Here is a 26,620-nt window from a genome sequence, read left to right on the forward strand (position 1 = left end):
CAGGCAAGACCTCAGCCCTTGCCCCGCAGCATGCTCTCCAGCACCCCATCCCGACGAATCAGGCCATGGAACAAGGCCGCCGCCAGGTGCACCAGCACCGTCAGGAACAGCAGGTAGGCCAGGTAGCCATGGGCCTTGCGCAAGAAGGCAAAGGTCGTGGCATCCGCCGACAGCAATGCCGGCAACCGGATCGAACTGCCGAGCATCACCGGATCACCAGCCGCGCAGATCATCGCCCAGCCCAGCAGTGGCAACACCAGCATCAACGCATACAGCAACACATGGGACAACTTCGCCGCCAGCACCTGCCAATCCGGCAGATCCGCCGGCAACGCCGGCTGCCGTGTGCGCAAGCGCACCACAAGCCGCACGATCGCCAATGCCAGGATCGCAATACCCAGCGGCTTGTGCAGATTGATCAGCCACTCATGCCGCGCCGACACCGACGCCACCATGCCGGCGCCGATGAACAGCATCGCCAGGATCATCAGCGCCATCAGCCAGTGCAACAGGCGCGCCAGGGGAACGAAATGCTTCAAGGGGGCGCTCATGGGCGGGACTCCTGTTTGGCCTGGCCAGCAGGCAATTGGCCAACTTCACTGGTGCGACGCAGGTAGGAACTGGCATAGGCCGCCGAGCGCGCCGCCAGCAATGGGTCGGCCGAAGCCTCGATACCACTGGGCAGGACCAGCGGATCGTAGTTGATGTCGCGGCAATCGCCACTGTCCTGCGGCTGCGTGCTCTCCAGCACCAGGGTGCCGGCATTGAGCACCTTGTGCTCGCCGGTCCAGGCCTTGCTCGCGTCATCCGTCGGGTCGCCGGGGTTGGCCAGGGTGATGCGCAACTGCCATTTCAGCGGACCGGCCGCCAGGCGCTGTACCAGGTCCTTTTCCAGGAAGTCGGCACCGGCCGGGGCCACCGCACCGGGTTCGTCCTGGCTCACCGGGACGAAACCCCAGCGTACCGCCTGGCGCTGGCCCGTGGCATTGACCAGGTAGAACGCATTCAGCGCGTTATAGCTTTCGGTGGCGTAGCTGGCCGATGGCTTGGCAGTCTTGACCCACTGCAGGAACTGGGCGGTTTCCGGATGCGCGGCAAAGAACGCCGCCATCGCCGCCGGGTTCGGCTTGCCGGTCGCCGGGTCCGGCGCGGCCGCCTTGAGCTGTTCGTAGAAGGCTTGCGGCGTGCTCACCGGAAACACCGGCATGCTGTTCATCCCGGTGCGCCATTGCTGGCCATTGGCGAGGATGAAGCGCAGCCCCAGGCTGCGGATCGGCACACTGCTGTCCGGCGCGTAAGGGTTGCCTCCGGGCAGGGCAAATCGCCCCTCCACCGGCACGCTGCCTTCGGCGAAAACCTTGGCGATGGAGTACGGACGGGCCTCGTCGCTGCTCTCGAAGTAACCGGCGACGCAGACGCCCTTGGCATGGTTGCGCCGCAGGCCCGGATAGTGGCCGCTGTTGTGCTCCAGCGTATCGACGATACGCGCAGGCGTCAGGCGCTGCGGATCGAGCCGGCCACTGACGTAGCCGAAGGCACCAGCCAGCGCCGCGACGACCACGGCAATACCACTCAAACGCAGGATCTTGCTCGTACCGCTCAATGGCGGCTTGGTGTGATCTACCATGAAAAAACTCCAGGGCCCTGGGCGGCCACACGGTTAGAGAGCCAGTGGGACGCAGGCCGTCATGGGTTATTCCAGGGCCTCGATAATTTTTTTTGATAATTGTTTTTCCGCCGTCTGGAATAACCTTCAGCCACGGACGTCTTCCTGCAACCAGCGTAGTGACTGGCCAGGCCCCAGCAGGTTTCCATGAACGATCTCGATGAACAGCTACGTGAACTGATCCCCCGCATGCGACGCTTCGCCGTGTCGCTGACCCGCAACCCGAGCAGTGCCGACGACCTGGTCCAGGCCAGCCTGGAGCGGGCGCTGTCCAGTTGGGGCAAGAAGCGCCCCGACGGCGACCTGCGCGCCTGGCTGTTCTCGATCCTCTACCGGCAGTTCCTTGATTCCCACCGGCGCCAGCGCCGTTATGCGCGGATGCTGGAATTCTTCACCGGTCGCGACGACAGCGAGCCTTCGGTGGAGCGCACGGTGGTGGCACAATCGACCCTGGAATCCTTCGAACGCCTGCCGGTCGAACAGCGCGCACTGCTGCTCTGGGTCTCGGTGGAGGGCCTGAGCTACAAGGAAGTCGCCGAAATCCTCGACGTGCCCATCGGCACCGTGATGTCGCGCCTGTCCCGCGCCCGCCAGGCCCTGCGTCAACTCAGCGACGGCGAAATCAACAGCCCTTCCCTGCGGATACTGAAATGATCACCATGCCTCCCAGCGAACGCGACCTGCACGCCTACGTCGACCACCGGCTCAGCGATACCGACCGGCAATTGATGGACACCTACCTCGCCAGCCACCCCGAGGTGGCCCGCCAGGTCCGTGACTGGCAACAGGACGCCCAGCACCTGCGCGCGGCCCTGGGCGGCGCGCTGCAAATGCCGGCCAATCCCGAGCTGGATCCGGCGGCCATTCGTCGGCGTCGAGGTGAACGCTCACGACGCTACCTGGCCAGCGCGGCGGTGCTGCTGATCGCGGTGAGTGTCGGCGGCGTGAGCGGCTGGCAGGCCCGCCAGTTGACACTGCCGACGCCATTGCCGATGGCCGACGCGGTGCAGGCCTATCGCATGTTCGCCAGCCAGGACATCCTGCCGGCAGATTTCAAGGTCGAGCAGAACGGCGACCTTCAGGGCTGGCTCGACCGCTACTTCACCCGAGCCAATCGCCTGCCGAACCTGGACAACGCCGGCTTCAGGCCGGTCAGCGCGCGCCTGCTGAGCACCGAGCAGGGTGCAGCGGCGATGGTCCTGTATGCCGATTCGCAAGGGCGAAAGATCACTTACTACATGCGCCCGCCTGGACCGCAGAACCACCTGCTCGAACGCGGCCACAGACGGGACGGCGATTTGCAGGCCGAGTACTGGTCCGGCCCGGGCTACAACTACGCCATGGTGGCGCCAGCCGATACACCTGCAGCGCAGGTGCTGCAGCAGACCACGCAGTTCTAGCGGATCGGATGCTTCAGGTGATCCGGTTCGAGCTCAAGATCAACGCAGAAACCAGCACAACCGCTATTGCGAAGCCCCGAATATCTGCGAAGGCCGCCGCAGCAGCGGATCGAACGGATTGATCCGCGGACCGATTGCCGCGGCTTCGCGCTTGAGCAACTCTACCACCGTTGGCAAACGGTCCGGACCGAGGCGATCGGTGATGGTCGCCACGCTCAACGCCGCGACCGCCCGGCCATCGCGGTCGAGGATCGGCACCGCCAACCCGGCCATGCCCTGCAACACTCCAGTGTTGCGCCCGGCATAACCAAGCGTGCGCACGTTCTCGACTTCCGAGCGCAGGAACACCTCGTCGTACAGGTGAAAGTCCCGCAGTCGTGGCAGGTTGTAGCGAATTACCGTCTCCCGCTCGTCTTCCGGCAGGAACGCGAGAATCGCCAGGCTCCCCTGCCCCACGCCCAGGGCCACGCGGCCGCCAATATCACCGGTGAAAGTACGGATCGGGAACGGCCCCTCGCTGCGATCCAGGCAGATCGCATCGAAACCGCTGCGCGCCAGCAGGAACAGCGAATCACCCAGCGAAGCCGACAGCCGCAACAGCGCCGGGCGCACCAGCTCGCGCAGATTGCCGCTGCGCCCGGCCCGGGCCGCCAGGGCGAAGAACTCCAGGCTCAGTCGATAACGCTTGCTGCGCGCATCCTGCTCGACCATGCCTTCGTCCATGAGGCTGCGCAGCAAACGATGGGTGGTGGGTTGGGACAGGCCGATACGTTCGGCCAGTTGGGTGACTCGCTCCCCCGCCTCCGGCGAGTCGCCAAGGCTGCGCAACACTGCAAACAGTCGGGAGACAGCACCGACACCGACCTCATTCGACTTTTCATTCCGTTCAGTGGAATTCATATTGGCTTTTCTCAACTAGAAATCTGCTGAGTGAATGAAATCGAAAATAATCATTCTTTCAGTGAAATTCACTCTTTCCCACATCCTAGGCTTCGTCCTACTCTGCGTCCACAAGGGGCGATTCGAACAACATCGGTAGCCGACATCGGTCGAGCACCACGCACCCCGTAATGCCCTTTCGTCTCTGCCCATGACAAGAAACGTGCGCCTCGCCGCGCACAACAACCAAAGGTGGAACGCAGTTATGGCCTTTCTACGATTTGAAGGCGTGTGCAAGCGCTATGGCACCCTCGAAGCGGTCGTCGCGACCAACCTGGCGGTGGACAAGGGCGAGTTCGTCTCGCTGCTCGGCCCTTCCGGTTGCGGCAAGACCACGACCTTGCAGATGGTCGCCGGCTTCGTCGAGGTCAGCGCCGGACGGATACTGCTCGACGACCGCGATATCACCCACGCCAAGCCCAGCAGCCGCGGCCTGGGCGTGATGTTCCAGAGCTACGCGCTGTTTCCCCACATGACCGTCCAGGACAACGTCGCCTTCGGCCTGCGCATGCGCAAGGTGCCAGCCGCCGACGTCCAACGTCGAGTGGCGACGGTGCTGCAGTTGGTACGCCTGGAGCGGCATGCCGAACGCTATCCCCGCGAGCTGTCCGGTGGCCAGCGCCAACGGGTGGCCCTGGCCCGTGCGCTGGTGATCGAACCGCCGGTGCTGCTGCTCGATGAACCGCTGTCGAACCTCGACGCCAACCTGCGCGAGGAAATGCAGTTCGAGATTCGCCGGATCCAGCGCGAGGTCGGCATCACCACGCTCATGGTCACCCACGACCAGGCCGAAGCGCTGTCCATCAGCGACCGCGTGGTGGTGATGGAGGCCGGGCGCATCACCCAGGTCGACGAGCCCTATCGTCTCTACGAACACCCACGTACCCGCTTCATTTCCGGCTTCGTCGGCAAGGCCAACCTGTTGCCGGGCGACCCCGATGCCAGCGGCTGCCCGCAGGTCCGCCAGTCGCCGGGTGACGGTGCGCTGACCCTGAGCCTGCGCCCGGAAAAGATCGACCTGCTGGCCGCTGGCAGCGGACGCTTGCAGGGACGGATCGTCACGCGTTTTTTCCTCGGCAGCCAGTGGCTGTACCGCATCGATACCGCCCTCGGCGAACTCAGCGTAGTGCGCCGTAACGACGGTTCGCCACCCTTGGAGGAAGGCGGCGCGGTCGGCCTGGACTGGCCCGCCGAATTGCTGCGGGTGCTGGAGCCTTGCGAGGTGCCGGCATGAGCCTGCTGGCGCGGATGCGCCAGGGGCGACATGGCTACCTGCTGTCGGCACCGGCGCTTGCCCTGTATCTCGGCCTGCTGGTGCTGCCGCTGGGGTTGACCGCGGTGCTGTCGCTGAACGTCTTCGACTACCAGAGCGGCGTCCAGGACGGTGCCTACACCCTGGAGCACTACGGCGCGCTGCTCAGCGACCCGTATTTCTACGAGATATTCCTGCGCACCTTCTGGATCAGCGGCCTGACCACCCTGCTCTGCGTGCTGATCGGCGTTCCCGAAGCCTACATCCTCAGCCGCATGGGTCGCCCCTGGCGCTCGATCTTCCTGATCCTGATCCTCACCCCGCTGCTGATCTCGGTGGTGGTGCGGGCTTTCGGCTGGAGCCTGCTGCTGGGCGCCGACGGCCTGGTCAACCAGAGCCTGCAGGCCATCGGCCTGGCACCGATGAAGCTGCTCTACACGCCGTTCGCGGTGGTGGTCGCGCTGGTCCATGTGATGTTGCCGTTCATGATCATCCCGGTCTGGACCTCGTTGCAGAAACTCGACCCGGCCGCCGAACAGGCCGCGCTGTCCCTAGGCGCCAGCCAGGCCAAGGTGATGCGCCTGGTGGTCCTGCCGCAGGTCATGCCCGGCGTGCTGTCCGGCACGCTGATCGTGTTCGGCCTGTCCGCCAGTTCCTTCGCCATCCCCGGCCTGCTGGGCGGGCGCCGGCTGAAGATGGTTGCGACCCTGGTCTACGACCAGTACCTGTCGGAGCTCAACTGGCCGATGGGCGCGGCGATCGCCGTGACGCTGTTGCTGCTCAACCTGCTGATCATGCTGTCGTGGAACCGGATGATCGAACGTCGCTACAAGAAATCCCTGGGGGCCGCGTAAATGTCCAGAAACGGCCCATTGGCCCTGCTGTTCCATAGCCTGATCGTGGTGTTCATGCTGGCGCCACTGTTGGTGGTGTGCCTGGTGGCGTTCACCCCGGAAAATACCCTGAGCCTGCCGACCACCCACTTTTCCCTGCGCTGGTTCCAGGCGGTGTTCGAGCGCGCAGACTTCGTCCAGGCGTTCTACAACAGCCTGCTGCTGGCCTTCAGCGCCGCCAGCCTGGCGACCCTGATCGCGGTGCCGGCCGCCCTGGCGATGACTCGCCACCAGTTCCCTGGGCGGGATTTCCTCAATGGTCTGTTTCTCTCACCGATCATCATTCCGCACCTGGTGCTCGGGGTAGCGCTGCTGCGGCTGTTCGCCCTGATGGGGGTCAACGGCAGCTTCAACTGGCTGATCCTGGCCCATGTACTGGTGATCACCCCCTACGTGCTGCGCCTGGTGCTGGCCGCCGCCATCGGCCTGGACCGCAGCGCCGAGCAGGCCGCCGAGTCCCTCGGTGCCGGGCGCTTCACGCTGTTTCTCCAGATCACCCTGCCGATGATCCTGCCCGGCGTCGCCGGTGGCTGGCTGTTGGCGTTCATCAACAGTTTCGACGAAGTGACCCTGTCGATCTTCGTCACCTCCCCGGCAACCCAGACCTTGCCGGTGCGCATGTACGTGTACGCCACCGAGTCCATCGATCCGATGATGGCGGCGGTGTCGGCCCTGGTGATCGCCCTCACCGCCCTGACGATGATTCTGCTCGACCGGGTCTACGGCCTCGATCGGGTCCTGGTAGGCAAACAATGAGGCTGCTATGGCGCTGCTGAAACGACTGGCCGAAGCCCAACGCCCGGCCCTGGACTTCACCCTCGACGGCCAGCCGGCCAGCGGCCTGCAGGGCGACACTCTGCTGACCGCGCTGCTCACCGCCGGCGAGCACCTGCGTCACAGCGACTTCAGCGGCGAGCCCCGCGCGGGCTTCTGCCTGATGGGTGCCTGCCAGGACTGCTGGGTCCGCCTGGCCGACGGGCGCCGGGTGCGCGCCTGCTCGACGATGCTTGAAGCCGGACAGCAGGTAAGCCGTGAAGGAGGGCCGAAACCATGAAGCCGATACTGATCGTCGGTGCCGGGCCGGCCGGGATTCGCGCCGCCCAGACGTTGCTCGAACATGGCCTGCGGCCGATCCTGCTGGATGAGTCGCCCCGTGGTGGCGGACAGATCTATCGGCGCCAACCTGAGAACTTCCGCCGCCCACCCGAGCAGTTATATGGCTTCGAGGCCGGCAAGGCCAGCGCCCTCCACCAGACCCTCGATGAGCTGCGCGAGCAGCTCGACTATCGCCCCGAGACCCTGGTGTGGAATGCCGAACACGGCGCCCTCGATACGCTCCGCCAGGGCCGCGCCGAGCACCTCGAATATTCGTCGGTGATCGTCGCCACCGGTGCCACCGACCGCGTGCTGCCGGTGCCCGGCTGGACCCTGCCAGGGGCCTACAGCCTCGGCGCAGCGCAGATCGCCCTGAAGTTCCAGGGTTGCGCCATCGGCGAGCGGGTAGTGTTCGCCGGCAATGGTCCGTTGCTCTACCTGGTCGCCTATCAGTACGCCAAGGCCGGGGCCAAGGTCGTGGCAGTGCTCGACAGCTCCCCCTTCAGCGAGCAATGCAAGGCCATGCCGGGACTGCTCAAGCAACCACTGACCCTCGCCAAGGGTCTCTATTACCGTGGCTGGTTGAGTGCCCATGGCGTTGCCGTGCACCAGGCCGCGCAGTTGCAGCGGATCGAGGGTGAACGACGGATAGCTACGGTGCACTGGAGCCAGCCTGGCCGATCGCAATCGCTTGAGTGCGATGCCGTGGCATTTGCCCACGGCCTGCGCAGTGAAACCCAATTGGCCGATCTGCTCGGTTGCCGGTTCGGTTGGGACCCATTGAACCGCAGCTGGCTACCGGACCGAGACCATGCCGGGCGCAGCAGCGTCGCAGGCATTTACCTGGCTGGCGACGGCGCCGGCATCATGGGCGCCGATGCCGCCGAGATGGCTGGCGAACGCGCCGCCCTGGCACTTCTGGAAGACCGAAGCTACAGCGTCGACCCCGACCGAAGCGCCGACCTGGAAAAGCGCCTGGCGCGCATCGGCCAGTTCCGCCAAGGCCTGGAGAATGCCTTCCCCTTCCCTGCGCACTGGGCGCGCAACGCCCCGGATGAACTGATGCTTTGCCGCTGCGAGGAAGTGCGGGTCGGCGAGGTACGTACAGTGGTTCGCGAGGGACACTGGGAGATCAATCGGGTCAAGGCCCATTGCCGGGTCGGAATGGGCCGTTGCCAGGGGCGGATCTGCGGTGCCGCGGCGGCGGAGATCATTGCCTGCGAGAGCGGCCTGGCGCTGGAGGCCATCGGTCGGTTGCGCGCCCAGGCACCGATCAAGCCGCTGCCGTTCGGGCTGGAGGTCACGCCATGATCGAAGTCGAGGTGGCGATTCTCGGCGGTGGCATCGTCGGTTCCTCGGCGGCGCTGGCCCTGAGCCGCCAGGGCCGCAGCGTGGCGCTGCTGGAGCGGGACTTCTGCGGCAGCCATTCCAGCGGGGTGAACTATGGCGGCGTGCGGCGCCAGGGCCGGCCGTTGTCGCAGTTGCCACTGTCCCAGCGGGCCCATGGGATCTGGAGCCGCCTGCCCGAATTGATCGGCATCGACGGCGAATACCAGCGCTCCGGACATCTCAAGCTGGCCCGCAGCCTCGACGACCTGGCTGCGCTGCAAGCCTACGCCGAGAGTAGCCAGGGGTTCGGGCTCGATCTGCAGATTTTCGATCGCGAGCAGCTACACCGCCGGTTTCCCTGGGTCGGACGGATCGCCGAAGGCGCCTCGCTCTGCCCCGACGACGGTCACGCCAACCCGCGCCTGGTGTCTCCGGCCTTTGCCCGCGCCGCGCGCCAGTTCGGCGCCAAGGTGCTGGAGCAGAGCGAGGTCAGCCGGGTCGAGCACGATGGCCAACGCTTTATCCTGCAGACCGCCAATGGCCTGGAGATCCGCTCGGCCTGGCTGCTCAATTGCGCGGGGGCCTGGGCCGGCGCCCTCGCCGCGCAGTTCGGCGAGACCGTACCGATCCACTCCGGACATCCGGCGATGCTGGTGACCGAGCCGTTGCCGCAGGTGATGGACGCCAGTACCGGCGTCGAAGGCGGAGGCATCTATGCCCGCCAGGTCAGCCGTGGCAACTGCGTCCTCGGCGGCGGCCAGGGCTTTGCTCTCGACAGCGCCCGGGCCCGGCCAGGACAGGGTGCCGTCCTGGAAATTCTGCGCCAGGCCGTCGAACTCTATCCGTTTCTCGAAGGTGCCCAGGCGATCCGTACCTGGAGCGGCACCGAAGGCTACCTGCCCGATCGCCAGCCAGTCATCGGCCCGAGCGCGACCCAACCCGGCCTGCTGCACGCCTTCGGCTTTGCCGGGGCGGGTTTCCAGATCGGCCCGGCGGTGGGCGAGGTACTCGCCGAGCTGGTCTGCCAGGGCCAGTCGCCGACACCGATCGAAGCCTTTTCCATCCAACGTTTCCAAGCCACTCCCGCCGCCTGAGCGGGCCGTCAGAACCCAGAGGAAGATCGCGCCATGAACAATGCCCCACGCAATGCCCTGATCGGTTTGTCCTGCCTGCCTCTCGCTGCCCTGCTCCTGGCCACTCCGGCTCAGGCCGAGCCAACGCTATACCTGGGCATGAATGGCGGGACCATGGAACGGCTGTATGCCGACAAGGTGCTGCCGCCCTTCGAAAAGGCCAACAACGTCAAGGTGGTGATCGTCCCCGGCACCTCCGCCGACATCCTCGCCAAGGTCCAGGCGAGCAAGGACAACCCGCAACTGCACGTGATCTTCCTCGATGACGGGATCATGTACCGGGCGATCTCCATGGGCCTGTGCAGCAAGCTGCAGGACAACCCGACCCTGGCGCAGATCCCGGCCAAGGGCCGGATCAAGGACGAAGCGGTAGCCGTCAGCCTCGGGGTGACAGGCCTGGCCTACAACACCCGCCTGTTCAAGGAAAAGGGCTGGTCCGCGCCGACCTCGTGGCTGGACATGGCGGACAGCAAGTACAAGGACAAGCTGGTGTTCCAGTCGATGTCATCGTCGACGTTCGGCCTGCACGGTTTCCTGATGTTCAACCGGCTCAAGGGCGGCGACGAGACCCATGTCGATCCGGGCTTCAAGGCCTGGCCAGACAGCGTAGGACGCAACGTGCTGGAATACATCCCGAGCTCGGCCAAGCTCTCGGAGATGGTCCAGACCGACGAGGCGGCGCTGTTCCCGCTGACGCCAACCCAGGTTACAGCGCTCAAGCTCAAGGGCATCCCGGTGGAATACGCGCAGCCCAAGGAGGGCGCGGTGGTGCTGAACGTCGCCGAGTGCGCGATTGCCAACAACAACCAGCCGGCGCTGGCACAGAAACTTGCCGAGTTCCTGCTGACCCCCGAGGCCCAGGCGGCGGCGCTGGAGGATGGCGACCAGATCCCGTCCAACCCCAATACCCCGACCACCGACCGGACCCGTGGCCAGGTCGAGGCGATGAAGCAATACCTGGAAACCGCCGTGGCCATCGACTGGGACCAGGTCAACCTGCTGCGTCCGGAGTGGAACGCCCGCTGGAACCGCAGCATCGAGCGCTAATCAACTGCCCGGTTCAGAACCCGACGTCGAGGATCACGTTGTCCAGGTAGCTGCCGGCCGCTGGTGTCGCCTGGTCGGTATAGACCTTGGCGTTGTAGTTGAACACCTGGCTGCCGACGCCAAGGCCATTGCCCGGATTGACCTCGGCGTCGGTACTGGAACGCCGGGCCGAGCCCACGCTGCCCCACACCGTGGTGCCGGCACTCTTGAAGATGTCATAGGCCAGGAAGTTGCCCCCCGACACCAGGCGCCGGCGCCCACCGCTGGCGTTCTGCCCTGCATCCAGGCCCACGGTATAGGGCGTGCCCTTGGTGCAGGAAATGTTGACGCTCTGGTTGACCGTACTGAAGGCACTGACCACTGGTGCACCGCCAAAGCTGATGTTCGGCGCCGTCACCGTGCAATCGTTGTTGACCGTCATGCTCACCGTGAGGGTCGCCGTACCCGTATTGATGTCCCGCCCGAGACAGACCCCCAGGGCACCGATACCAGAGCAGTAGTTCCAGTCCCAGAAGATACTCAGGGTTTCGGTGTAGGTCCCCGCCGCGACATTGTTGCCGGTGATCGTGCCGAAGTAGATCGGCACCGTCTTGGGCGTGATGCTGCCCAGCAAGCCCAGCAGGTCGAGGATGCTGTTGCGGGCGAAATCGTACTGGGTGCCACGATTCACCACGTAGGCGGCGCCGGTGTTGTTGGTGGCGTAGATGTTGTAGGTGATGATGTCACCGGTCGGACCGACCATGCCGCTGGTGGTCGAAGTGACCGTGGCATACACGTGATCATTGAGCGACAGCAGGCTCAGCAACGAACCGGTGCAGCGCAATCCGGCGTTGGCGGTCGAGGTCGACTGCACCGTGGTCCGAGCCAGGATCGAGCTGACCGCGCCAAACCCCGCCGGAGTCGTGGCGACGGTAGAGCACAGGGCATGGGCCTGGTTCGCCAGACCGCTCGCCAATACACCCAACAGCACACTACGCATTCTCACCTGATACCCTCCCTGTTCAGCGACAGACCAGCGGCCCGATCAGCGGCACCTGTTCGGCGGATTCCGGCAGGGCGAACTGCACCTGGCACTGACTGCCATCGGCCAGAGTCACCTTCAGCGAGTTCTGCTTCGCCAGGTTTTCCAGGTAAACCAGGCCATCCCAGCCGACCACGGCGGCCGTACCGCTCTGCTCATGAATGACATTGGCCCCCAGCGGCAACGGCTGGTTGCCCGCGTCGACCAGTTCGATGCTGGCGGCGACGATTCGCGTCAGCGGGAACTGCAGCAGGTAGCCGCTGCCGCGACGCACCGCGACGCGCTGCTCGACCTTGGGACTGCGCACGTCGGCCGGCAGGTTCAGCGGATCGATCTCGTACTTGCCGCTGTAGTACCCGCTGCTCCAGGGCACCAGCAGCCGCCCAGAACTGTCGGTCTCGCCGACCAGTTGGTTCTCGTAGCGCACCGGGACCTTCGGATAACCGTCGGTGCTGACCACCACGAAGGCATCGTTGATCCGGTTGGCGGCAAACACCTGCCTGTCCATCCACACCAGCGAACCACTGGCGTCCGCCCAGCGGGTCTCGGCGTCGCTACTGCCGTAGACACCGGCCTGCAGTTGCACCGACTGCAGGCGCCAGGTCAGGTCGGCCTGGCGGTAATCCGGGCCCTGGCCATGGGCATAGCCGAGGTTGTAGCCAAAGCCACCCTGGGTCGGCACGGCCCGGCTGAAGTTGACCCGCTCGCGGGTCTGGCCGCTGGTGCTGCGCTCGACACTCATGCTCAGGTTGCCGCTGAGGTCGAAGGGAATCACCACCTGGGCCTGCACCGCCCAGTTGCTGTCGCCGACCTCGCGGTTGGCCGACAGGTAGAAACTGCTGCCGCCCCACAGCGAGCGGCTCCAGGTCAGGTTCACCAGGCGGGTGCGGGAGTCGTCGGCTGCGAGGATGTCGAAATAGCCGGCACCCAGGCTGCCCCAACTGTCGAGGTTGACACTGGCCGTCACCTGCTGGCTACGCTTGCTCAGGCTGACGTAGGGACTGTCGACAACCGACAGGTCGGCATACTGGTCGCGCCGTTCCAGACGCTGGTACGACAGGCTGTAGCGTTGACTGCTGTACTGGTAGCCGAGACTCAACTGCTGGCCAGCGCGACCGTCGAACCGGCTCTGGCTGATGGCACTGTTGAGCACCCCGAAGTTGCCCAGGCGCAGGTTACCGCCGATGCCGCCGAGGGTCAGGTCGCTGGCGGCCTCGGCGTGGCTTTCCAGGGTGAAGCTGTCGCTGACGCCATAACGCAGGCTGCCGGAGGTGACGCCCGGGCCGTAGCCGAAGTCCCGGCGGGCGTAATCGCGGCGCAGGGTACCGGCCGCCACCGAGAAGTCGGTCAGGCCCTTTTGCAGCAGGGTGCTGGTGACATAGAACGGCACCGTGGTGGAAACCTGCCGGCCGAGGGCGTCGGTGGTCACCACCACCGCCTCGCCCGCACCGTTGATGAAGGGAATGTTGGTCAGGGTGTAGGGCCCGGGTTGCACGTTGTCGCTGGACGACTTGAAGCCGTTGATGAACAGGTCCACCGAGGACGGCACCGCCGCCTCGCCGGCGAACTGCGGCAACGGGTAGGTCACCAGGTCCGGGCGCACGCCGAAGTCCCGCGAAAACTGCACACCCCCCAGGCGCACGGAGCTGGTCCAGGGCAAGGCTCCGCTGACCACGTCGCCAGCCTCGTAGGTGAGCATTCGCTCATCGTCGGAGAAGCGCCAGGTGGTGTCGTAGCGCAGGTAGCCGTTGTTCAACCCATTGCCGGCGTTGACGCCGAAGCTGCGTCGATACTGCCCGGTATTGGACAACGTACCCCAGGTGTCGAACACCCGCAGTTCGTTCCAGGCGGCCAGGTAGGTACCGGCATCGTCGGTATCGTTGAGGTACAGGTCATAGTTGAGCATGGCGCCGAAGCTGGTCAGCGCCTGGTTGCGCGGGTAGGCCTGGCGCTTGCCGAGAAACTGCGCCGGCAGCCAGTCCGGCGGCACGCTCAGCAGCAGGCGCTGACCCTGGCTGTCGTAGTCGCTGTGCAGGCCCGGCACCTGGTCGAGGGCCACTTCGGCGGCGACCGGCGCTGGCAGTTTCATGCCGACCGCCTGCAGGTCGGCGGCGGGCAGGAACAGCCGCCCCGCCCGCTGCTCGACGATGATGACCTTGCCGGTGTCCATCTGGTTGACCAGCAACTCGAGGTACAACTGCGCATCGGGCATCGCCTCCAGGCTGGTCGGCGGAGGCGGTAGCTCGCCAGCCTCGGATGCCGCAACCAGCATCAGCCAGCAATAGCCCATGGCGCCCCATGGCCAGCGTTGGATTCGACGAACCGACACTCGAGCTACTCCCTGTTCGTCACGCGCGGTTCATCACTGACCGGCCTTGACGCTCTGGGCCTGGGGCGCACCGTTGACCCGCAGCAGCAGCTCCTGGCCGCTGGCCACTGGCTCGGGCACCGGCCAGCGCATGGTCGCGCCCGGCAGCACATAACCCAGCAGGCCCTCGGCCACCGGCCGCACCTGGCCGTTCTGTTTGATCGTCACTTCGGTCAGGCGCGCATGCACCGCGCCACGGTTACGGATCTCGATGAAGGAACGCCCACCCTCGGCCACCTTGCGCCAGCTCAACTCCGGCACCCCGGCGCCCTTCGGATCGCGGGGACGGCTGGGATCCTCCTTGCTCCACAGGCCCGCGCCGTAGGCGAACAGCGGCACCGAATAGCGCATCTGGAACTGGATCGCCGCCGAGGTCTTGCCATCGGCCCCTACCTCTTCCGGCCGCTTCGCCGCCGGAATCTCGTCGATGATGATGCGGTAGGCCTTCTCGATCCCTGGCGGCAACTGGCCGGTGCGGGTCAGCCGCACCAATTGCTTCTGCCCCGGTTCGATACGTGCCACCGGCGGGCTGCCGATGACCTCGCGCTGGTTCTGGTACTGGTCGTCGAAGCCGCTCTGGGTCCAGCCGAACACCCGGATCTGCAGGTTCGCCGTGTCATTGCCGCGATTCTCCAGCCACAGTGCACTGGCCTGTTGGTCGGCCTCCAGCACCGGGTCGATCGGCCAGATCAGTACCGAACTCGCCGCCTGGGCGATACTCGCCCCGAGCAAGGCCATTGCCAGCAGCCCGTAACAGGCGGCCTGCCGGCACCGGGAGGGTGAATGCATACAAAAGCTCCTTGTTCCTTCAGGTGAAACGCCCCCTACCAGGTCAACTGCACTTGCACCACATCGCTGTAGGTCCCCGCCGGTTGAGTGCCTGGTAACACCACCCTGCCGTAGATCGGCAGGCGAATATTGTTCGCATTGCTGTAGGCCACGTTGATGCTCTGGCCGATCCCCAAGGCCTGGCTCAGGCCGATATCGCTGTACAGTTGATAGGCCAGCCGTGCAGTGCCGCTGTTGAGCTTGAGGTTGCGGCCGCCATTGTTGTTCTGGCCGCCATCGACGCTCATGGTCAGGGTCACGCCCGGCGTGCATTGCAATTGCACGCCGCTGGCCAGTGCGGTCGACACCGGGCCGACCGTCAAGGCCGAGTAGCTGCCGTAGTTCAGGCTGCCGTAGTTGGAACCCCCGCCCACTACCAGGCACCCCGGAACGATGCTGGCCGTAACCTGGAAAGTCGTACCCGGCGCCGCTGCCAGCGACAGCGACTGGCTGCTCGCAACGGCTAGCAGCAACGCACCGACGTATCCATGTCGGGCCACGGCTCTCAGAAACTCAGTTGCACGGAAATGGTGTCGGTGTAGGTACCGGCCGGCAGCCCAGGCTTGCCGACCGCCTTGCCCCAGAGGTTGATGGTCTGCAGCGCACCGGTGCTGGTGGCCAGGTTGATGATCCCGGTATTGCTCAGCAGGTTGTTGAGCCCCGAATCGGTATAGAGGTCATAGGGCACGTAGTTGCCCGCGCCATCGGCCAGGGCCCGGGTGCCACCGCTGGTGGCACCGTCATGCAGGCCGCTCTGGACGGTGACTGTCGGCGTGACGCCCGCCGAACACTGGATCGCCACCGCGCCACCGCCCGAAGCCTGCAACTGGATGCCGACCTGGCTGAACAGGCTGGTAGCGGTACCGAAGTTCAGGGTACCGAAGTTCAGGTTGGAAGCCCCGGTGGCACCGTTGACCGCACAACTGCTGGTCAGGGTCAGGGTAGAGGTGATCTGTCCGGTGACAGTGGTCGCGGCATGGGCACTGGCGGCCAGGGTCAGGCTCAATACTGATAAAGCGAGACGCGAAGCAAATTGCGGCATGATGCTCTCCTCCATTGAGTTACCAGTCCAACGTGACCGTCAGCGTGTCGCTGTACGTACCAGACGGCAGTGCGTTGGTATTTGCCACCACGATGCCAAATACCGGGATCGGGCTCCGGACATCGGCACTGACAGCAAAATTGCGTTGCTCTCCGACCCGGTAGGTATCGTTGCCTTCGGGATCGACGGTGAGTTGGTAGGCGATGGTCCGGTTGCCGTTGCTCAGGCGCCGGGTATTGCCGTCGCCGTTGACGCCGCCATCGATGGTCACGGTAAAACCGCTGACCGAGGCATTGCAGGCTACGTGCAGGGTGGCGCCGCTGTTCTGGATATTGGCGTTGATCGAGCCGGTCCAGGTCGGCCCCTGGTTGCCGAAATTCAGCTGGCCCAGTCTGCCGGACATGGAGTCGGCACCAGCGCTCACTTCACAGGCGGGGGAGATGATCATCTGGGCCTGGATGCTCCCGGTCACCATCGCCGCCCCGGCGTCATTCGCCAGGAACAGCAGGGGCCCCAGAGCCAGCACTGCGCGGTTGTGGTGCTTCATATGCCAATCCCACTTCCATCAGGAGACAACCGATTGGCCGCCCATCGAGGGGCGACATTCCCTTTCCTGCCCGGCTCCGCCCGGCAGAGAGCTGCATGTCCACGCTTACCAGGTGACGGTCACCTTCAACACATCGCTATAACGGCTGGCCCGCGGTATCTGCGCCAGTGGCTCGATCCGCGCGTACAACGGCAATTCCACCGACCCCGTGTCGGGGACGACGCCACTCACCGGCTCGTTCACCGGCAACGCGATGCGCCGCGCGGCGTCGCGGTAAAGCCGGTAGGGAATCAGAGTACTGCGGTCTGCACCCGCCAGGTAACGCACCTCGCCGACGCCGCCATGCAGTCCACCGTCGATACGGACCTGGTAAGGCGTATCGGGGTTGCACTCCAGGCGGGGCAAGCGACCATTGGTCAGGGAGGCGCCCAAGGGGCCGCCACGGTCATCAAGGCGGGCGGTATTGCCAAAATCGAGCACACCCAATTGGTCAACGCCCGATTCGCGCGGCGCATCGATCAACTGACAGCCGCGCATGACATTGACCCGCACCTCCACCTGGAGCTGCGCGGCCGATGCCGGAACGCAGCACAGCGCGCCCGCGACTGCCAAAACCATGGGTCCCTTCACAACCTCGATCCTTTCCGGGGTGGCTTGCTGATATCAGCCTAGCATTGAAGGAAAAAGCTGCAAATTAAGACGGAAACGTTGCAGTGACTTGTAATACTTTTCCTGGCAATTGCCTCTATATCCCGATGTTTTTATCGAGAAAGGCTTTATCGAGCATTGGATCCAATGCTTGGCAGGCGTTGCTCAGCCGGCAAGACAGGGACGTGGCGGGAGGTGAACCATTTTACCAGTTCAGGGTGACAGTGACCGTGTCACGATAGGTACCCGCAGGCAGCGCCCGGGTATTGGCCAGGAGCGCGCCATGGATCGGGACAGCCATCCAGTCCCCCGTACCCGCGTTGAAAGTACGCTGCTGGCCGATGGGGTACCGATCACTCCCGGCCTCGTCGACGGACAGGTGATACGGGACACGCTGGGTGCCGTTGCTCAGGTAACGGACGTTGCCGTCGCCCTGGGTGCCACCGTCGATGGTGACTGTGAACTGGGTGGGATTGTTGGCTGGCGAGCTGCACGCGACCGCCAGGTTGCCATTGCCACTCCCCAGGCGGGTGCTCAACGGCGCGCTCCAGGTCGGCCCCTGGCTGCCGAAGTCCAGGCTGGCGGTACTTGAGTTGGACGCGCCCTGCACGGCGCCCTCGTTGACCTGGCAGCCAGCGGTAATGACCAGTCGGGCCTCGATCTGCCCATTGACCGCAGCAAAGGCGTGATCACTCAGCAGGCAGGCGCCCAGGGTCAGCAGCAGTCGACAGATGGAGTGCATGTGGCCAGTCCCGTTGAACATTCGCACGGGGCTCCGCTCAATGGCTCAATCCATTTGAGCGGCGGGGACCTAGACGAAGAAATTGAGGAATGAAGATACAGCGCCAGAATAAACTAGGTGGCCATGTGCCTGCATTCTTTTTCATGCAGATGCCGACGAGCTGCTATCCATTTCGGAGATGACTGGCCGCGCGATTTTCTATTGGTGAAATGATCAGGCCCCCGGCAAGATAGCGTCAGTGCAGCCAAGCCGGCTGCGACGCTTGGCCCATTCACCCATGGAGGATTTTCTCCGTTGGCCGTTACCCCCATCCACCGCCAAGGCAGGAAGTCCCGCTGGCCGGCGTTGCGCCGTTTCTTCGGCAAGATTTCGCCTGACAAGCAGGGCGCCGTTACCCCGCACCCCGACGTACCCGAATACTTCCAGCGCAAGGCCAGCCACCAGGGATACACCCTGAGCCATAGCCAGCAGCGGGTCATCGAGCGCATGGCCCAACAGGCCACGGCATTGCTGCACGGCGCCCCTGGGCAATTGCGCAGCCTGTACCTGCACGGCGCAGTAGGCCGGGGCAAGAGCTGGTTGCTGGACGGCTTCTTCCAGGCCGTGCCGCTTGCCGAGAAACAGCGCCTGCACTTCCACGATTTCTTCGCCCGACTGCACCAGGGCATGTTCGAGCATCGCGAGAATCCGGATGCACTGGGCGCCACCCTGGACGAACTGCTCGCTGGCTGCCGGTTGCTGTGCTTCGACGAATTCCATGTCCATGACATCGGCGATGCGATGCTGATCACCCGGCTGTTCAAGGCGCTGTTCCAGCGCCACGTGCTGCTGGTGGTGACCTCCAACTATCCGCCCGAGGGCCTGCTGCCCAATCCGCTCTATCACGCGCGGTTCAAGCCGGTGATCGACCTGATCAATGCGCGGATGGAGGTCATGGAGGTCGGCGGCCCCCACGACTACCGAAGCCTGGCGCCCAGCCATGCACAGCAGCAGTTCACTCACGGGCAGTACATCTGGCCCGGCAGCACCGAACAACGCCAGGCCCTGCAACTGCCAGAACGGGGAACGCCACCCAGCCCGCTGCGGGTGGGTACGCGACAACTCAAGGTGCGGCAGAACCACGACCGCTGCGTACGTTTCGAATTTGCCGACCTGTGCGAAGAACCCACGGCGGTCATGGACTATCTGGAACTGTGCCGCCGTTTCGACACCTGGATCATCGACGAACTGCCCAGCCTGGAAGATTGCCCGATCGCCAGCCAACAGCGCTTCATCAACCTGATCGACGTGCTCTACGACCAGGACAAGCGGCTGCAACTGATCGGCGCACGGCCCCTGCGCGAAAGCCTGGGCGGCAATGCCATCGATCTCGCACGGACCCGCAGCCGGCTGGGGCAACTGGTGGAAATCGGTCCCTGAGCGCACCGGCGAGCAAGGTCGCGTCCAGGCAGCTATCATGGCGGCCTTTTTCGATGATCGCGACCGTACGGAACGCCCGCTCATGCACACCCTTGATCAACTGCGTGCCGGCCAATTGGCCGGCATCAAGCGACTCGACCTGTCCTGCGGGCTGACCGAGTTTCCCCGGGAAATCTTCCAACTGGCCGACTCCCTGGAAATTCTCAACCTGAGCGGCAACCGGCTGGACAGCCTGCCGGAAGACCTGCACCGCCTGCCCCACCTGCGCATCCTGTTCTGTTCCGACAACCTGTTCACCGCGCTGCCCGCCTGCCTGGGCCAATGCGCCCAACTGAGCATGGTCGCGTTCAAGGCCAACCGCATCGAGCACGTACCGGCCGCAGGCTTGCCACCCCTGCTGCGCTGGCTGATCCTGACCGACAACCGCATCACCGAACTGCCCGACGAGCTGGGCCGCCGGCCGCTGCTGCAGAAGCTGATGCTCGCCGGCAACCGTCTGCAGAAGCTGCCAACGACCCTGGTCGACTGCCACAACCTGGAACTGATCCGGATCGCCGCCAACCAGTTGGAGGAGTTGCCACGGTGGCTGCTGACCCTGCCCAGCCTGGCCTGGATCGCCTATGCCGGCAACCCGCGGCTTGATCACACCGGCGAGGTGCTGGCCGGCGACACCACGCCGTACATCGACTGGGCGCAGTTGCAGCTCGAACAGCGGCTGGGCGAAGGCGCCTCCGGGGTGATCAGCCAGGCCCTGTGGAACCGTCCTTCAGCGGCGGCCAAGGCGGTGGCGGTCAAACTGTACAAGGGCAGCATGACCAGCGACGGCTCGCCGCTGAACGAAATGAACGCCTGCATCGCCGCCGGCCTGCACCCGAACCTGATCCGGGTCGAAGGTCGCATCAGCGGCCATCCCGACGAACAGGCCGGTTTGGTCATGGAACTGATCGATCCCCGGTTCGCCAACCTCGCCGCCCTGCCCAGCCTCGACTCATGCAGCCGGGATGTGTATCGCAACGCTACCCGCTTCAGTCCACGGCAGGCACTGCGCATGGCGCGTGGCATCGCCTCGGTAGGTGCGCACCTGCATCGGCTGGGGCTGTGCCATGGCGACCTGTATGGCCACAATATTCTCTACAACGCCGACGGCGACTGCCTGCTGGGCGATTTTGGCGCGGCGTCATTCCACTCGCCGACGGACAGCCTGGAAACCCGTGCATTGCAGCGGATCGAAGTGCGGGCGTTCGGGATTCTGCTGGGGGAATTGCTGGAACGGGTCGACGGGGAGTTCGAACCTGGGGTACGGGAGTCGCTACAGGCTCTGCAGGAGCGCTGCATTCAACCGGATGTGCTGGAACGACCGGGGTTCGAGGAGATTTGCGCGCTGCTGTAGGTTGAGTGTGGCCCTGTTCGCGGCGGTCCGCCGCGAACAGGCGCGCAGAAGATCTGGATCAGCCGGCCAGGCCGACGAACATGTCCTGCACGTCGTCATGGTTGTCCAGGCCTTCGAGGAACGCTTCGACTTCAGCCATCTGCTCGTCGGTCAGGCCACTGACCGGGTTCTTCGACTGATAGCCCAGCTTCGCCGACAGTACGGTGAAACCTTGTTCCGGCAAGGCCTTCTGCACCGCATCAAGATCGGTGATCTCGGTGATGAACAGGGTCGCGCCCTCTTCAGCCGGTTCGAAATCCTGGGCACCGGCCTCAATGGCCGCCATTTCCGGATCGGCATCCGGGCTGTCCGGAGAGGCTTCGATCAGGCCGACGTGGTTGAAGTCCCAGGCCACCGAACCGGAAGCACCCAGTTGGCCCTTGCGGAAGGCTACGCGGATTTCCGCCACGGTGCGGTTGATGTTGTCGGTGACGCACTCGACGATCAGTGGCACCTGGTGCGGGGCAAAGCCTTCGTAGGTCACACGGTGGTACTGCACGGTTTCGCCCAACTGGCCGGAACCTTTCTTGATCGCACGTTCCAGGGTATCGCGAGGCATCGAGGCTTTTTTTGCCTGCTCGACCACCAGGCGCAGGTGCGCGTTGGTGGAGATGTCCGCACCATTGCGCGCGGCGATGGTGATTTCCTTGACCAGCTTGCCGAACAGCTTGCCCTTGGCGTTGGCTGCCGCCTCTTTGTGTTTAACCTTCCACTGTGCGCCCATTACTCACTCTCTCGATCAGTGGCGTCGTGACATCTATTGGCCGACGCTTTGCGCGCAGTTTATACGGCAAAAAGTCACTGATCGACCAAAACCTGATAATCGCTACGACTATGCCCGGATCATCGTAGGCAATTTCCCAAAAGCCGTTTTGCCGTGCCCAGATATCTCCAGCATTTCGTACCCTCTGTCGTAAAGTCCCCGACACAAAGAGATGAAATGGCTCAGGACAAGGCACGACTGATCTCACTGGCAATTGCTTCCCTTCCCGCGCCCCTGCAGGTCATTCGCTTCAGCGGGCGCGAAGCCCTGAACCAGCCCTACCGCTTCGAGGTCGAGTTGCTGGGCGAGGACTCGGGACTGGACCTGCCGGCGCTACTGCAACAACCGGCATTCCTGGGTTTCGGGCACGCCGGGGAAGGCGTCCATGGAATAATCCATGAAATCAGCAGTTGCTACCTGAACCCCGGGCGGTGTCACTACCAGGTGGTACTGGGCCCTCGCCTGGCACTGCTCGAGCGAAGCAACAGGGGCCGGGCCTTCCATGACTTGAGCGTCCCCGAGATACTCGCGCGACTGCTCGCCAGCAACGGCTTCGGACCGGCCGACTATCGCCTCGAACTTGGCCAAGGCACCTACCCGCCTCGCCCGTATTGCCAGCAGCATGAGCAGAACGACCTGCAGTGGCTGAACCGACTGTGCGAGGAAGAAGGCATCCACTACCACTTCGAGCACAGTCACCGGCAGCATGTCGTGGTCTTCGCCGAAGATCCCCAGGCGTTTCCCGAGCACCCCGGCGTGCTGCGCTATTGCGCAGCACCACACGGCGGTCAGCGAGCCATCCATCAGTTGCATGAGCGACATGCACTGCCAGCCCCCATCGAGCACCGGCGACCGACCAGGACGGGCAGCCTCCCCTGGGCAACCACACTCCGCTACGCGATGCCCAACAGCGATGGCGCAGCCAACCAGGCCGGACTGCACGGCGTGCACTCACCAATCACCGATCCAAGGCAACGCCACGAGCTGCAATGCAGTCGACGTGCCCTGGAACGCCTGCGCTGCGACAGCCGGCAAATCCATGGCAGCAGCAATCTCGGCGAACTGCATTGTGCCGACGTGCGCAACCTGGGCGATCACCCACGCCAGGCTCTCAACGACCAATGGTTGATCACCGAGGTCCAGCACTGGGGCGAACAATGGGTGGACCACGAGCATGGGCAAAACCGGCACCGGGACGAAGAGCATGAACTCCAGGGTTATCACAATCGCTTCAGGGCCATTCCCTGGGCCACCCCCTTTCGCCCGGCTTTGCGCGAGCCTCGCGCCAAGCCACGGGACTACCAGATCGGCATCGTCCTTGGCCCACACGGGCAGTCGGCACAAGCCGACTCCCAGGGGCGCCTGCATGTCCGGTTGCAGGATGCCCTGCATGCGCCGGACGCCCCTCGCGGCTGCTGGATTCCCCTGGCCATTGAAGGCAAGGCACCGGCAGTAGGCAGCCAGGTGCTGATCGAATGCCTCGACCACGATCCCGATCAGTTGGTGATCTGCGGTTTCCTCGACAATCGGAACGCAGGCCTGCCACCGCCCGCTCCGGTGCGGGCGGACCCGCAATCGGCACCGCAGTGCCCGGCCGAATGCCTCGCGCCGGACACAACGGAACGGGCCGGACAAATCTATCTCCATGAGCAGCCGCAACAGTCCGGGCACTGCCTGGGCAATAGCGTCTGGTACATCGTGCGCATGCCCCGCCCAGGTCTCAAGGAGCTGGCGCGCCTGGGCCGCGATGACATCCTGCTCGAAGGCCGCAGCAACGCCCAGGGCATGGCCGTACTGAGCCCCTACCAGCGGCATCGGTTGGCGCTGGAACTCGCTGACACGCCGGAGCAACTCTGGCTGCTCTACCCTGGCCAATGCCTGGCCGTGCACGAGTACATTCAGCAACGCTGGAGTCCCGCCCAGCGCAGGGACTTCCTGCAGAACAGCCTGAACACCAGTCCCGACAGTTGTCCTGGCGAGTTGAGCAGCGTCTACGAATGGCTGATCAAACCCTCCGGACCGACCTGAAGGTCATGCCAGCAGCCCGAGGAACGCCTGGATCAGGCGCAATTCACTGCGCCGCTCCAGGCAACCGATCATATGCCGGTTGCATAGCCCGTCGCCGACCAGCGGTATGGCCCGGACCCGTGGGTCGTGGCTGACTTCAAGGGACGAGACGATACCCAGCCCCAGGTCGGCCGCCACCGCCTCGGTCACCGCCTCGCGGCTGTCCAGTTCCAGCAGCACCCGTGGGCTGACGCCAGCCTGGCCACAGGCCTGGTCGAACGTCCGACGAGTGATCGACGAGGGTTCGCGCAACACCATGATCGTCTGGTCCAGGCGTTGCAATGCGACACCCTCGTACTCGTCCTGCCAGGGATGCCCGGCAGGCACCAGGACGCAGATCCACGACTCGCTCAGCGGCTGCAGGTGCAGGCCCTTGCGTGGCTCGACCTCGGTCAGCACGGCAACATCGGCATGCTCGGCGAGCAACGCCGCCAAGGTTTCCTGGGCATTGCCCAGACGCAGGTTGACGGTTACTCCCGGATAACGCTCACGCAGCCGGGCAAGCATCGGCATGACCATGTGCGGGCCGTCCGCCGCGACCTCCAGGCGTCCGGTGAGCAACTGCCGGTTGGCTTCGAGCATGACCCGCGCCTCTTCGGCCAGGCCGAACATCGCCCGGGTGATCGCCGCCAGGCGAATGCCCTGCTCCGTCAACTCCACCCGTCGTGCCGTGCGGCGCAACAACGTGACCTGGTAATGCTCCTCCAGGGCCTTGACGTGCCCGGTGACCGCCGGCTGGCTGATGAACAGCCGGGCAGCGGCGCGGGTGAAACTGCCCTCACGGGCCACGGCATCGAATGCACGGAGTTGAAACAGGTTCATTGTCTATCGGCCTCACTTATAGCTCGCATAACAACAAACAATTTGATTGATAACAAGGCAAACCGCAATTTATGCCGTGTATCCCGTCAATGACCAGCGCTGCAAGGAAATCCCCCATGAGTACCGCCGCCCCCCTCCTGCTGACCCCTGGCCCGCTCACCACCTCGGCCCGCACCCGCCAGGCGCTGCTGCTGGACTGGGGCTCCTGGGACGAGCGCTTCAACCAGTTGACCGCCAGCGTTTGCGAACGCCTGCTGGCCATCGCCCATGCCACCGACAGCCATCATTGCGTGCCCTTGCAAGGCAGCGGGACCTTTGCCGTGGAAGCCGCCATCGGCACCCTGGTACCGCGTGGCGGCAAGGTTCTGGTGCTGGTCAATGGCGCCTACGGCAAGCGCCTGGCGACCATCTGCTCGGTGTTGGACCGGGCCTTCTGCACCCTGGAAGGCGCCGAGGACCAGCCAAGCAATGCGGCCGAGGTGGAACAGCGGCTGCTCGCCGACCCGATGATCAGCCATGTCGCGCTGATCCACTGCGAAACCAGCACCGGCATCCTCAACCCGCTGGAGCAGATCGCCGAGGTCGTCGCTCGCCATGGCAAGCGCCTGATCATCGACGCCATGAGTGCCTTCGGCGCCCTGCCCATCGACGCCCGCCTGGTAGCGTTCGATGCCCTGATCGCTGCCTCGGGCAAATGCCTGGAAGGCGTACCGGGCATGGGGTTCGTATTGGCCCATAAAGCCAGCCTGGCCGCAGCGGCCGGCAACTCGCATTCACTGGCGATGGACCTGCATGACCAACACACCTACATGGCACGCACTGGCCAATGGCGCTTCACGCCGCCAACCCATGTGGTCGCAGCGCTGCATGAGGCGTTGCTGCAATATGAGGAACAGGGCGGCCAGCCGGCGCGCCAGCGGCGCTATGCCGAAAACTGCCAGGTGCTGCTCGAAGAACTGGACCGACTCGGCCTGCGCAGTTTCCTGCCACAGGCGATCCAGGCGCCGATCATCGTTACCGTGCATGCGCCGCAAGACCCGCACTATGACTTCAAGACGCTCTATGAGCGGGTCAAGGCCAAGGGTTTCATTCTCTATCCAGGCAAGCTGACCGAGGTCGACACCTTCCGCGTCGGCTGCATCGGCGACGTCACCCGCCACGACATGCAGGCCGCGGTCCAGGCGATCGGCGAGGCACTGGTCGAGATGGGCGTAGCGACCATCCGAGTTCCGGGCGTTGTCACGCCCACCCATGACACCCACTTCCGTGCTTGAGGTAACCGCCATGAACTACACCCAACCGACCCGACTGCAAGCGGCCATCCTCGACTGGGCCGGCACCGTCGTCGACTTCGGCTCGTTCGCCCCGACCCAGATCTTCGTCGAAGCCTTTGCCGAATTCGACGTGCAGGTTTCCATCGAAGAAGCACGTGGCCCCATGGGCATGGGCAAGTGGGATCACATCCGCACCCTGTGCAACCAACCGCAGATCGCCGAGCGCTACCGCAAGGTGTTCGGGCGCACGCCCAGCGACGTGGATGTGACCGCGATCTACCAGCGCTTCATGCCGCTGCAGATCGAAAAGATCGCCGAACATTCGGCGCTGATTCCCGGTGCGCTGGACACCATCGCCGAACTGCGCAGTCAGGGCCTGAAGATCGGTTCGTGCTCCGGCTACCCGGCGCAAGTGATGGCCAAGGTGGTCGAACTCGCGGCAAGCAATGGTTATGTGGCCGACCATGTGGTCGCCACCGATGAAGTGCCCAATGGTCGCCCATGGCCGGCCCAGGCCCTGGCGAACGTGATCGCGCTGGGCATCGACGATGTCGCGGCTTGCGTGAAGGTGGACGATACGGTGCCGGGGATTCTCGAAGGTCGGCGTGCCGGCATGTGGACCGTCGCCCTGGTCTGCTCCGGCAATGCCCTGGGGCTCGACTACGCGGCCTACCAGGCCCTGGACAGCGCCAGTCTCGCTGCCGAGCGCCAGCGTATCCATACCCTGTTCGAGGGCTCACGCCCGCATTACCTGATCGACACCCTCAACGAACTGCCGCCAGTGGTTGCAGCGATCAACCAGCGCCTGGCGAATGGGGAGCTGCCGCAAGGCTGCTGATTCTTGTAACGATGCTGGTCACGGGCGTGACCTGCATCGCTGGCTCCCCCCAAAACCA

Annotated in this window: 27 protein-coding genes; 14 read left to right on the forward strand and 13 right to left on the reverse strand. The window is 64.6% G+C overall.

What is annotated here, in order from left to right; translation table 11 throughout:
• Nucleotides 1-11 precede the first annotated feature (11 nt).
• Complete coding sequence (locus AC6I6U_RS25855) at nt 12-551, reverse strand: cytochrome b (RefSeq protein ID WP_497878830.1); 540 nt, start codon at nt 549-551, stop codon at nt 12-14.
• Nucleotides 548-1,627 (reverse strand): catalase family peroxidase, encoded by a 1,080-nt coding sequence (locus AC6I6U_RS25860; RefSeq protein ID WP_497878831.1) that lies wholly within the window; start codon nt 1,625-1,627, stop codon nt 548-550. The genes AC6I6U_RS25855 and AC6I6U_RS25860 overlap by 4 nt, the downstream gene beginning before the upstream one ends.
• Before the next feature lie 186 nt (nt 1,628-1,813).
• On the opposite strand from AC6I6U_RS25860, the gene AC6I6U_RS25865 reads away from it, so the two are divergent.
• Together AC6I6U_RS25865 and AC6I6U_RS25870 are read left to right on the forward strand one after the other, a co-directional pair.
• A complete protein-coding gene (locus AC6I6U_RS25865) occupies nt 1,814-2,320 on the forward strand; it encodes a sigma-70 family RNA polymerase sigma factor (RefSeq protein WP_497878832.1) in 507 nt (168 codons plus the stop codon).
• Nucleotides 2,317-3,066 (forward strand): anti-sigma factor family protein, encoded by a 750-nt coding sequence (locus AC6I6U_RS25870; RefSeq protein WP_497878833.1) that lies wholly within the window; start codon nt 2,317-2,319, stop codon nt 3,064-3,066. Before AC6I6U_RS25865 ends, AC6I6U_RS25870 begins: the two co-directional genes overlap by 4 nt.
• 63 nt (nt 3,067-3,129) lie before the next feature.
• Here the strand turns inward: AC6I6U_RS25870 and AC6I6U_RS25875 are convergent, their stop codons facing one another.
• Nucleotides 3,130-3,966, reverse strand: a complete 837-nt coding sequence (locus AC6I6U_RS25875; RefSeq protein ID WP_497878834.1) for an IclR family transcriptional regulator — start codon at nt 3,964-3,966, stop codon at nt 3,130-3,132.
• A gap of 244 nt (nt 3,967-4,210) precedes the next feature.
• Here AC6I6U_RS25875 and AC6I6U_RS25880 point away from each other — a divergent pair, with 244 nt between their 5' ends.
• Genes AC6I6U_RS25880 through AC6I6U_RS25910 form a run of 7 tightly spaced genes read left to right on the forward strand, consistent with a single transcriptional unit; the run spans nt 4,211 to nt 10,754 of the window.
• Nucleotides 4,211-5,239 carry an ABC transporter ATP-binding protein gene (locus tag AC6I6U_RS25880; RefSeq protein WP_497878835.1) on the forward strand — a complete coding sequence of 343 codons (1,029 nt, stop codon included), beginning with the start codon at nt 4,211-4,213 and terminating at the stop codon, nt 5,237-5,239.
• Nucleotides 5,236-6,111 carry an ABC transporter permease gene (locus AC6I6U_RS25885; protein ID WP_497878836.1) on the forward strand — a complete coding sequence of 292 codons (876 nt, stop codon included), beginning with the start codon at nt 5,236-5,238 and terminating at the stop codon, nt 6,109-6,111. The genes AC6I6U_RS25880 and AC6I6U_RS25885 overlap by 4 nt, the downstream gene beginning before the upstream one ends.
• A complete protein-coding gene (locus tag AC6I6U_RS25890) occupies nt 6,112-6,906 on the forward strand; it encodes an ABC transporter permease (RefSeq protein WP_497878837.1) in 795 nt (264 codons plus the stop codon). It abuts the gene before it with no gap.
• 7 nt (nt 6,907-6,913) lie between these two features.
• Nucleotides 6,914-7,204 carry a (2Fe-2S)-binding protein gene (locus AC6I6U_RS25895; protein WP_497878838.1) on the forward strand — a complete coding sequence of 97 codons (291 nt, stop codon included), beginning with the start codon at nt 6,914-6,916 and terminating at the stop codon, nt 7,202-7,204.
• Nucleotides 7,201-8,556, forward strand: a complete 1,356-nt coding sequence (locus AC6I6U_RS25900) for an FAD-dependent oxidoreductase (RefSeq protein WP_497878839.1) — start codon at nt 7,201-7,203, stop codon at nt 8,554-8,556. Before AC6I6U_RS25895 ends, AC6I6U_RS25900 begins: the two co-directional genes overlap by 4 nt.
• Nucleotides 8,553-9,668 (forward strand): NAD(P)/FAD-dependent oxidoreductase, encoded by a 1,116-nt coding sequence (locus AC6I6U_RS25905; protein WP_497878840.1) that lies wholly within the window; start codon nt 8,553-8,555, stop codon nt 9,666-9,668. Before AC6I6U_RS25900 ends, AC6I6U_RS25905 begins: the two co-directional genes overlap by 4 nt.
• Nucleotides 9,669-9,701: 33 nt before the next feature.
• Complete coding sequence (locus tag AC6I6U_RS25910) at nt 9,702-10,754, forward strand: ABC transporter substrate-binding protein (protein ID WP_497878841.1); 1,053 nt, start codon at nt 9,702-9,704, stop codon at nt 10,752-10,754.
• Between the two features lie 13 nt (nt 10,755-10,767).
• Here the strand turns inward: AC6I6U_RS25910 and AC6I6U_RS25915 are convergent, their stop codons facing one another.
• The 8 genes from AC6I6U_RS25915 to AC6I6U_RS25950 form a co-directional block, all read right to left on the reverse strand.
• On the reverse strand, nt 10,768-11,733 hold the full coding sequence (locus AC6I6U_RS25915; RefSeq protein WP_497883104.1) for a Csu type fimbrial protein: 966 nt from the start codon (nt 11,731-11,733) through the stop codon (nt 10,768-10,770).
• A 22-nt stretch (nt 11,734-11,755) separates the two neighbouring features.
• The gene (locus AC6I6U_RS25920) at nt 11,756-14,065 is read right to left on the reverse strand and encodes a fimbria/pilus outer membrane usher protein (RefSeq protein WP_497883105.1); all 2,310 of its coding nucleotides are present in this window, start codon (nt 14,063-14,065) and stop codon (nt 11,756-11,758) included.
• Between the two features lie 72 nt (nt 14,066-14,137).
• Nucleotides 14,138-14,932 (reverse strand): fimbrial biogenesis chaperone, encoded by a 795-nt coding sequence (locus AC6I6U_RS25925; protein ID WP_497878842.1) that lies wholly within the window; start codon nt 14,930-14,932, stop codon nt 14,138-14,140.
• 35 nt (nt 14,933-14,967) lie between these two features.
• Nucleotides 14,968-15,471 (reverse strand): Csu type fimbrial protein, encoded by a 504-nt coding sequence (locus AC6I6U_RS25930; protein ID WP_497878843.1) that lies wholly within the window; start codon nt 15,469-15,471, stop codon nt 14,968-14,970.
• Between the two features lie 5 nt (nt 15,472-15,476).
• Entirely contained in the window at nt 15,477-16,013 is a 537-nt protein-coding gene (locus AC6I6U_RS25935) for a Csu type fimbrial protein (protein WP_497878844.1), read from the reverse strand.
• A gap of 19 nt (nt 16,014-16,032) precedes the next feature.
• Nucleotides 16,033-16,560 (reverse strand): Csu type fimbrial protein, encoded by a 528-nt coding sequence (locus AC6I6U_RS25940; RefSeq protein WP_497878845.1) that lies wholly within the window; start codon nt 16,558-16,560, stop codon nt 16,033-16,035.
• A gap of 105 nt (nt 16,561-16,665) precedes the next feature.
• Entirely contained in the window at nt 16,666-17,178 is a 513-nt protein-coding gene (locus tag AC6I6U_RS25945; RefSeq protein ID WP_497878846.1) for a Csu type fimbrial protein, read from the reverse strand.
• A 235-nt stretch (nt 17,179-17,413) separates the two neighbouring features.
• Nucleotides 17,414-17,950, reverse strand: coding sequence for a Csu type fimbrial protein (locus tag AC6I6U_RS25950; RefSeq protein WP_497878847.1), 537 nt, complete (start codon nt 17,948-17,950; stop codon nt 17,414-17,416).
• A 294-nt stretch (nt 17,951-18,244) separates the two neighbouring features.
• Here AC6I6U_RS25950 and zapE point away from each other — a divergent pair, with 294 nt between their 5' ends.
• Together zapE and AC6I6U_RS25960 are read left to right on the forward strand one after the other, a co-directional pair.
• Nucleotides 18,245-19,369 carry a cell division protein ZapE gene (zapE, locus tag AC6I6U_RS25955; RefSeq protein WP_497878848.1) on the forward strand — a complete coding sequence of 375 codons (1,125 nt, stop codon included), beginning with the start codon at nt 18,245-18,247 and terminating at the stop codon, nt 19,367-19,369.
• An 82-nt stretch (nt 19,370-19,451) separates the two neighbouring features.
• Nucleotides 19,452-20,759, forward strand: coding sequence for a leucine-rich repeat-containing protein kinase family protein (locus AC6I6U_RS25960; protein ID WP_497878849.1), 1,308 nt, complete (start codon nt 19,452-19,454; stop codon nt 20,757-20,759).
• Between the two features lie 58 nt (nt 20,760-20,817).
• On the opposite strand, the gene AC6I6U_RS25965 is transcribed toward AC6I6U_RS25960, so the two are convergent.
• Nucleotides 20,818-21,522: a YebC/PmpR family DNA-binding transcriptional regulator gene (locus AC6I6U_RS25965; protein WP_497878850.1), complete on the reverse strand. Its 705-nt coding sequence runs from the start codon at nt 21,520-21,522 to the stop codon at nt 20,818-20,820.
• Between the two features lie 216 nt (nt 21,523-21,738).
• On the opposite strand from AC6I6U_RS25965, the gene AC6I6U_RS25970 reads away from it, so the two are divergent.
• Nucleotides 21,739-23,589 carry a type VI secretion system Vgr family protein gene (locus AC6I6U_RS25970; RefSeq protein ID WP_497878851.1) on the forward strand — a complete coding sequence of 617 codons (1,851 nt, stop codon included), beginning with the start codon at nt 21,739-21,741 and terminating at the stop codon, nt 23,587-23,589.
• Between the two features lie 3 nt (nt 23,590-23,592).
• On the opposite strand, the gene AC6I6U_RS25975 is transcribed toward AC6I6U_RS25970, so the two are convergent.
• Nucleotides 23,593-24,450, reverse strand: coding sequence for a LysR substrate-binding domain-containing protein (locus AC6I6U_RS25975; protein WP_497878852.1), 858 nt, complete (start codon nt 24,448-24,450; stop codon nt 23,593-23,595).
• A gap of 116 nt (nt 24,451-24,566) precedes the next feature.
• On the opposite strand from AC6I6U_RS25975, the gene AC6I6U_RS25980 reads away from it, so the two are divergent.
• Together AC6I6U_RS25980 and phnX are read left to right on the forward strand one after the other, a co-directional pair.
• The gene (locus AC6I6U_RS25980; RefSeq protein ID WP_497878853.1) at nt 24,567-25,724 is read left to right on the forward strand and encodes a 2-aminoethylphosphonate--pyruvate transaminase; all 1,158 of its coding nucleotides are present in this window, start codon (nt 24,567-24,569) and stop codon (nt 25,722-25,724) included.
• Between the two features lie 10 nt (nt 25,725-25,734).
• On the forward strand, nt 25,735-26,562 hold the full coding sequence (phnX, locus tag AC6I6U_RS25985; protein WP_497878854.1) for a phosphonoacetaldehyde hydrolase: 828 nt from the start codon (nt 25,735-25,737) through the stop codon (nt 26,560-26,562).
• Nucleotides 26,563-26,620 lie beyond the last annotated feature (58 nt).

It is taken from the genome of Pseudomonas sp. UTLPPB19802 (assembly GCF_059730225.1).